At 53.5% G+C, this 7,670-nt stretch carries 7 protein-coding genes, 1 tRNA gene and 1 pseudogene; 2 read left to right on the top strand and 7 right to left on the bottom strand.

The window, feature by feature from the left end:
- The 6 genes and pseudogenes from ACJROR_RS14725 to ACJROR_RS14700 form a co-directional block, all read right to left on the bottom strand.
- Positions 1-202, bottom strand: a pseudogene (locus ACJROR_RS14725) (hypothetical protein); the annotation flags it as partial.
- Between the two features lie 328 nt (positions 203-530).
- Positions 531-1,082: a type II secretion system protein gene (locus ACJROR_RS14720; RefSeq protein WP_406547754.1), complete on the bottom strand. Its 552-nt coding sequence runs from the start codon at positions 1,080-1,082 to the stop codon at positions 531-533.
- 210 nt (positions 1,083-1,292) lie between these two features.
- Entirely contained in the window at positions 1,293-3,053 is a 1,761-nt protein-coding gene (locus ACJROR_RS14715; RefSeq protein WP_406547753.1) for an AMP-binding protein, read from the bottom strand.
- Positions 3,054-3,337: 284 nt separating this feature from the next.
- Positions 3,338-3,922, bottom strand: a complete 585-nt coding sequence (locus ACJROR_RS14710; protein WP_406547752.1) for a lytic transglycosylase domain-containing protein — start codon at positions 3,920-3,922, stop codon at positions 3,338-3,340.
- Positions 3,909-4,823, bottom strand: a complete 915-nt coding sequence (locus tag ACJROR_RS14705; RefSeq protein ID WP_406547751.1) for a DotH/IcmK family type IV secretion protein — start codon at positions 4,821-4,823, stop codon at positions 3,909-3,911. Before ACJROR_RS14705 ends, ACJROR_RS14710 begins: the two co-directional genes overlap by 14 nt.
- Positions 4,824-5,384, bottom strand: a complete 561-nt coding sequence (locus tag ACJROR_RS14700) for a hypothetical protein (RefSeq protein ID WP_406547750.1) — start codon at positions 5,382-5,384, stop codon at positions 4,824-4,826.
- A gap of 226 nt (positions 5,385-5,610) precedes the next feature.
- Here ACJROR_RS14700 and ACJROR_RS14695 point away from each other — a divergent pair.
- A tRNA-Met gene (locus tag ACJROR_RS14695) sits at positions 5,611-5,687 on the top strand.
- Positions 5,688-5,909: 222 nt separating this feature from the next.
- Here the strand turns inward: ACJROR_RS14695 and ACJROR_RS14690 are convergent.
- A complete protein-coding gene (locus ACJROR_RS14690) occupies positions 5,910-6,749 on the bottom strand; it encodes a hypothetical protein (protein ID WP_406547749.1) in 840 nt (279 codons plus the stop codon).
- A 402-nt stretch (positions 6,750-7,151) separates the two neighbouring features.
- Between ACJROR_RS14690 and ACJROR_RS14685 the strand changes: the two genes are divergently transcribed.
- Positions 7,152-7,670: hypothetical protein (locus ACJROR_RS14685; RefSeq protein ID WP_406547748.1), on the top strand; the 519-nt coding region annotated here is incomplete at its 3' end.

The following is a 7,670-nucleotide window of genomic DNA, read 5'->3' as shown; positions in this document are numbered from 1 at the left end:
ACGACAGGAGCTTTGAAAAGTTTACCGCAAAGGGATCCACCAGAAAGATCTCGCCTCCGGCCGCCAGCTGAAACAGCGCCAGCTTCGGAAAAAATGTCACCACCCGAAAAAATTCTGTATCAAAGGCAATCACCGCAGCCTTGCTTAAGCATTCCAGCATGCTGTCTAATCCTGCGGCATTATCAACATAGGTATAATTCATTTTATTCCTAAGGCTTATTACTGTTCTAATAACTCTTTAAATACAATATCACTAATATATTTTTGCTGAATAACCGGTAAAAGTCAATTTCCTTGCCCTAAAAACAAAGATCACCGCAAAAACCTGCTTAAGCCCATTCCCAGAAAAGTAACCCGCAAGGTGTTTCGCATTGCTTCTTCCCCTTGCCCCTCCGTAACAATCAGCAGGACATCCGCCTGCTTCCGCTTCCGGACGGCTAAACATCCCGTAAATCCTCCGGGCATAAAAAAGCCTGCAAATACGCAGGCCTTCTTATTATCAGAAACGGTATACTTTAAGAAACCGCTAATCAGCAGCCAGTGGTTAACACAGTTACCTTAGGCGCAGCGGTAGCAGAGGCGGAAGCCTCATAATAAACGCCGCAACCAACAGATGCACTGGTAACCTCAGCGGAACCAACCTGCCAAATACCAATACCAGCAGGATTCTCACCCGATGCCGCAAAAATACTATAATTCCACTCTTTAGTAGATGCAGTAGTGCCAGACGGCTTTGCTTCAGCATCAATATCAACAGCATTAATGATACCTTTAGCTGTTGCAGCAGGACGGCCGTAAGCAAGCTCTACTGCATCAGCACTGGAGGATGTGCATTCGGCAGTAGCGGCGCCGGAATTACAAACATACGAACCAGAAGCAGCCTTATCCTTGCCAGCCAGAATTGCCTTGCTGTAGGTCATGCTGATAGAGCTCTTGATAGCTCCGGCCAGACCGTTAGCGGCGCTGATGCGGGCGTCCTTCTGCAGATCCATGAATTTCGGGGCGGCAGTGGCTGCCAGAATGCCCAGAATAACAATTACCACTACAAGCTCAATAAGCGTAAAGCCGTTTTGTTTTCTCATTTTTTGTCCCACCGGATATTAAGGAGATTAATTATTAGATTACTATTGCCCAATGGGCATCCAACACTTCCCATATTTTAACCTGAAAACGTTTCCATGGTTAGTATTTCAAAGGATCTTCGGTGATTTTTTTGATCCGTTTCCAAAAAAACTGCTCTGCACTGTTCTGTTCCCGGTTTCTGCCGTAAAAAAAACCGTGATTTCCCGCTGTTATTTGCCCTTGTCGCTCCCGGTATCAGTCTCTGGCAGCACCGGCTTCCCATTCTGATCGAGCTTGATGCCCCGCTTCTGGTATTCCATGGCCCGCAGCGCCTTCTTCTGAATTTTGCCGATATTGGTCTTGGGCATTTTGTCGATGAATTCGATGTATTTGGGAACCTTGTAATTGGTGAGATGCTTCCGACAGAGGGTTTTAACCATTTCCTCGGTGAGAGCCTTGTTTCTTCTGACGATAAATACCTTCACCGCCTCGCCGCTGTGCTTACTGGGCACGCCAATGGCCGCCACCTCAGCCACGTTGGGATGCAGGGAAATGACGTCCTCGATCTCCGTGGGATAAACATTAAAACCGGATACCAGAATAAGATCCTTCTTGCGCTCCACGATTCTGATGAAGCCCCGGTCGTTGGCCCAGCAGGCAATGTCTCCGGTTTTGAGATACTCCCCGTCAAAGGTATTACGGGTGGCCACCTCTCTCCCGAAATAGCCCTTCATGACCTGCGGCCCCTTCACCTCCAGTTCTCCGGGAATGCCGGGCTCCGTAATGACGGAACCGTCATCCCCCCGGATAATCACCTCCGTGGAGGGCACCGGAATTCCGATGGTGCCGTTGTACTCGCTGATGTTATGAGGACAGACCGCCACCAAAGGAGAGCATTCCGTAAGGCCGTAGCCCTCCAGAATATGAAGTCCGGTATTGGTAAACCAGCGCTGCTCCACCCCCTTCTGCACCGAAGTGCCGCCCCCGATAACCAGCCGGAGCCGGGAAAGATGCATGGCGCAAAACTCCTTGTTGTCAATAAGAGCCCCGAACAGGGTATTTACGCCGGTAAGACAGGTGGGATTAAAGCCGCGGAGCTCCCTGACCAGACTCTTGATTTTGCGGGCATCCGGAATAAGAAGCGAGGTGCCTCCCAGCCGGAAGAACACCATGCAGTTAATGGTAAGAGCAAAGACGTGATAAAGGGGAATGGCGGTCACCACATACTCGTCCCCTTCCCGGAGCACCGGGCCGTACATGCCCAGAGCCTGCTCCACATTGGCCAGAATGTTGTGATGAGTCAGCATGGCGCCCTTGGCCGTGCCGGTAGTTCCGCCGGTATACTGCAAGAAAGCCAGATCCTCCCGGGAAACCAGAGGCCGGGTATAGGGATATTCGGCTCCCAGGGCCAGCACCGTTTTATAGGTCACGGCATCGGGAAGCTTAAAATAAGGCACCAGTCTCTTGATATACTTAACGGCGATGTTAACCAGAGAGCCCTTGAGAGCGCCGCACTCGTCTCCGATGTTGGTAACGATGATCCTGTCCAGAGAAATCTCCAGAAGAGCCTTCTGCAGCGTATGGGCGAAATTGGAAATAACCACGATAATGCGGGCTTTGGAGTCCCGAAGCTGATGCACGAGCTCGCTGGGGGTGTAAAGAGGATTGACGTTCACCACCACCATTCCGGCCAAGAGCGCCCCGAACAGGGATACCGGATACTGAATGATGTTGGGCAGCATGAGGGCGATGCAGTCCCCCTTCTTTACCCCGAACACATTCTGCAGATAGGCGGCAAAGCTTCTGGCCCTTTCATTGAGCTCCCGGTAGGTGATGGAGTGTCCCATGCTGATGTAGGCGACTCTGTCAGGATACTTTTCGCAGGAAAACTCATACATGTCCAGGAGAGAATTAAAGACACGGGTATCCACCTCCGGCGGAACATCCGCAGGATAGGATTGTTGCCACGGCCTGAACTGATTCTCTGCCATTATGAGCCCCCTGGCGCCCCTCCGGGAAAACAAAAACGGACGGACGCGCGAAACAGGATCAGATTACAAAACTGATCCTGTCCATTATAGCCCTCCCGGAGCCCGAAAATTCTGAACATTAACAGAAAAAGCGGGATTGTTTTCAGAAAATCATTGATGGACATCAAATTTTCAGCAAAAAAGCCCCATATGCTGAGCCACATCTGTTAGGCCGGCCCGAAGAACTTCTGAAAACCTGAAACGCCGCAGCCCCGGGCCGGATCGGGAAACGGCAGCCCCCCGGCTCAGCGGCCGCAGCGCACGGCCACGTTATGATTCAGGGTTCTCCAGGCATCCGATATCAGCTTCACATAGCGATCATGGATGGTCTGATTGACGGAATAGTGGTAGTGGTAGTTCCCCACCCCCTTCCAGATATCGCCGCCAGCCTTCTCGATTTCCCGGCGGATAAGGTAGCCCATAACCCAGATATTGCGGCAGGGACTGTCCTTCATGTCGTCTTTGCTGAGATCAAAGCGCTTTATTTCTCCCAGCCTGACGTCGTTGATCTGCGCGGGACCGCAGTCCTCGGTGCCGTTATTGTTGGTCATGCACTTCCCGTTCACATCCCCCCGCTCCACGTAAATAATGGAGTACAGGAGCTCCTCGGGAAGCTCAAACTGATGCGCCGTCCACCGCACGCATTTGGCATAGGGCTTGTAGCGTTTCATGATCTTGGTGTCGTAGGCGTAATCCCGCCAGTGGCCGTCGCAGGGCTCAATGACCTCCCCGGCCCGGGCCTGACTGCCCCAGAAGCCCCAGCAGACGAAAGTCAGGGCTGCCAGCTTAAAAAGGAGCCCCGGCGCAAATAGCGTTTTACTTCCCGGCATGTTCTGTCAATACCTCCCGTAACAGATCGCTGGTGGCCCTGATGGAATCCGGTGACACGCTGTTATCGCTGACCACGGTGATCCCGAAAAGCCCGGCGCTCTGGGGAGCGGGCGCGCTCTCCTGCATGCCGCCCTTGCCGGAGGTGCCGTCCCGGTCAAAGGAATTTCTGGCACGGGCTGATATCTTCATATTGGTATAGCCGGAATTCCGGTTGGCGTTCCCCGGAGCCGGATTGGGCACGGAAACCTTCACATAGTACTCGTCAGCCATTTTGTCTTCCCGGCTGGAGATAATAAACTCCAGGGGAGATCTGACGCCGTCCAGAAACAGCTTTACCTTGCCCATGGCCTGTTTCTGATGGGTAGTGGCGGATACCGTCACCGTTTTGCCATCCTCTGACGGCACCGCCCGGAGATACTGGTTGGACACCTCGGCCCGGGCGATCTCCCAGGGGTATCCGCCCTTATCCTCCACACTGAATACCAGAATGGCATTCCGGTATAACGGAAACTGATGATTAGGCTCGTAGGAAAACTCCCGGTGCTCCTGAAGCTTCGGACGAATAACCCGCTTCTGGGGAGTCTGGCTTCCGCCGCTCTCGGGCCGCTTTTCCGCGGAAAGCTCCGGAGCATTCTCCTCCACCATGACGATGTTGCCGTTTTCATCCTGCCGGTAGACTCTTTTAGGACGCCGGGGGGTACTGGGAACCTCTCCTCCGGATTCCCGCATCGCTCCGTCCTCTAGCTGCTGGCGGGTGCGATAGGAGGTAAGGGTATCCCCCAGCTCCGGGGGCGGCGCCGGTTCGTCAAAGGCCGGAACCGGAAGAACAGCCAAGGAGGACAGGAGAACGGCAAAAATTCTCAGGGGCCGTGAGAATCCCGGACGCAAAGATCCCTTCATTTATATCTTTACCTCCTCGATGCTGCGCAGCTCCTGCCGGTACTCATTGTACTTCAGCACAAAAATCAGGGGCTTATCCAAATCCCCTTTGCGGGTGACCTTAAGCTTGGCGCTGGGAATCCCGTTTCCGTGGTAGGTGATTTTCACGGTGCCGTCCTTGCTGCCAAAAACCTGAAAGCCCGATTTCTCCACCTGCACCCGGGCCACCGGCACCGGCCGGTTATGACTGTCCACCAGTCTGATAAGAGTTTCCCCGTGCTTATAGACAAAAACCTTTTTATTGGGCACATATTTGTAGCTTAAGTAAAGCTCCTTGAGGGGAGGAGCATCCGGCGCCTCCGATGCTGTGCCCTTCCCGGTTTTTTCTGCGGGAGTCTGCTTCCTGTCCCGGCTCCGGGCCTCCTGCTCCGCCCGCTGCCTCTTTTCGGTCTTCTGCTGCGCCGTGCGGTAGCTGGTGAGATTTTCCCCCAGCTCCGGAGGCGGAGCCGGAGACATAAAGTCCTCCGCCGCCAGAAACGACGCCGGAAGCAGGAGTAACAAAGGGAATAACGAAATTTTCATGAGCATTTTCCAAACTGAACGAGGGGTATTTTATCCCGAAAGCGGAAATCCTTAAAGATCCTAAAGCGTCACCCGCATTTTCCCATGCATTTTCAGTACCACGCGCTCTCCGCGCTGAAATCCCGGCTGACCGGAGCCTTCCCGCCTGAAAACGCTTTTTTAAATTTTTTGTAAAAAATTTGTTGACCTTTGGGAATTTTATGGCATTATATGCACCGTTCAGAGACGCGGGGTGGAGCAGTCTGGTAGCTCGTCGGGCTCATAACCCGAAGGTCGTTGGTTCAAATCCGGCCCCCGCAACCATTCTAAAGCGTTCAGCATTTCCTTCTTCTTCCTGTATTTGTCTGTTCTCCCGTCAGTGGTTCGTTTATTGGATTCAGGTACTGATTTCTGTGTGTTGTGTTTTTACGCCATGCTCCGTCTTCCGTCCGGAGCAGAAAAACATAACCGGGCCTGATAAATAAAGCCCCCGGGACTGCTCTTAAGCCTGCAAGCAGGTTTTGCAATCGTCCCGGGAGCCCCGCATCACTGCCAGGATTCCAGTCCCAGCAAGGGCTGCCAGGACAGCGCTGCCGGGAGAGCAATCTTGCTGCTGCCCAAATCCGCATTAGGAGTCACAAACAAGATCTTTTCCCGGGCATGCTTTTTGTCGCTGAAAATAAGCTCGGAATTGCCGTCGCCGTCAATATCGTAAAAGGCATAGAAGGCCGGATTCATTTTTTTGACCTCCCGGACTTTTTTTGCCGGCAGGAGGATCCGGGCGCCCCGGAAGCGGAAGCTCGCCCCTTCTCGGGCAAAAACGCTTACCATCCCGAATTGCAGACCGTCCACGTTTTCATTCATGATCTCGGCGCTGTTTTCATCAAAAGCATAGTAGCTCTTAACCGCTCCGGCGGCTGAAGCATACGGCGGCCGGAAGGAGGTGAGCTCGTTTGAAACGGTTTTAAGCTCGCGGGACTGGGGATCGTAGCTGTAGAAGCACACCTTTTCATCATAGAGCACATCCGCCATGATATGAAAACGCACTCCCAGAAGCTTGCGGTTCCCGGCATCATTCCAGACCAGGGCCATGACTTCATTGCCGTCATCATCCTCGTCCGTGGCAAAAACGCCTTTGTTAAGCCGCTCCTGTTCCTCCTGAGACAGCTTGCCGGCGGCGGCCTTCTCGAGATATGCCCCGGTGAGGGCTGCAGGAAACTCCTTCTGAAAAACCTTCATAAGAGCCAGAACGTCCGGTTCCTCCGGGGTATCCGGCACGGCAATGACATGCTCCTCGGCGCACTTGAAATACGCCTGATAAAGGTCGGAGGCCGGGGCCTCCAAAGCAAAAAGGAATAACGGCAGAAGAAAATACTGTAATCTCATAAGAGCTCCTATACCGGAAGCAGCGCCGGAAAAATCAAACCGGATACCCAAAAATACGAAACCTGCGCTATTTTGCCAGAAATTGCCGGCTTTTGCCGGAATTCCGCAGGATTTCCCGTAATAATCGGGAGCAGACGATTCCGAGCGGCAAATACGCCTCCTCCGGAGCCCGAAACCGGGGCCGGCTCCCGCCATCTGAAAACATTTTCCCCGGAGGTCTTTAATTTTGGGAAAACCGCCCGCATTTAACCTAAGGGAAGAATCCTTGCGGCCGTGACCAGGGAATAGCAACTGGAATACCAGCAGGGAAAAAGTGAGACATCATTTTTTCTGTATTTTTCTGTAACCCCGGCCGGCTTCATACGTTATCACCCTCGGGTAAGCGGAACAGGACAAGCGCCTATGAATTGGAAAATCACCAAGCTCTTAAAGAACAAGTTCACGGGAGCCATTCCCTTCTTCCTTTTCCTGCTGACCCTGGCCACCGGCGGCGCCGCTTCTGGCGATACCGGCAAAATTGTCCGGCCGGGCTCCTCCAAAATCCCCGCCATCCCTCAGGTTCTCCGCCGCAAAAACACTGAAGAAAGCGCCGCAACGGTAGCTGACGAATTTCTGACCCGGGCGGCTCTGGAGGAACCGGAGATCACCGGCATCCTCACCTCGCTGGAAAACGCCGATGTCCGGCTGGACGGACTGGAGCACCGCCTGAAAAGCCGGGACAGTCTGACCCGGAAAATACTGAAGCGTTCCCGGGAAAACGGCACCGGGGTTCGGGATGCCGCTGACGGCATCAGCGATCTTCTGCGCTACACCTACGTCACCACCGAGGACAAGTATGCGGAAACGGTAACCAGAGCGCTTAAAAAGCTCTCCCGGGCCGGCATTCAAACTGCGGTATACAAAAACGTCTGGGGCAACAGC

Origin of the sequence: Succinimonas sp. (genome assembly GCF_045225735.1) — a bacterium.
GTDB lineage: Bacteria > Pseudomonadota > Gammaproteobacteria > Enterobacterales > Succinivibrionaceae > Succinimonas.
The sequence above is the reverse complement of the archived record's forward strand: the minus strand, read 5'-3'. Positions and strand labels throughout refer to the sequence as shown.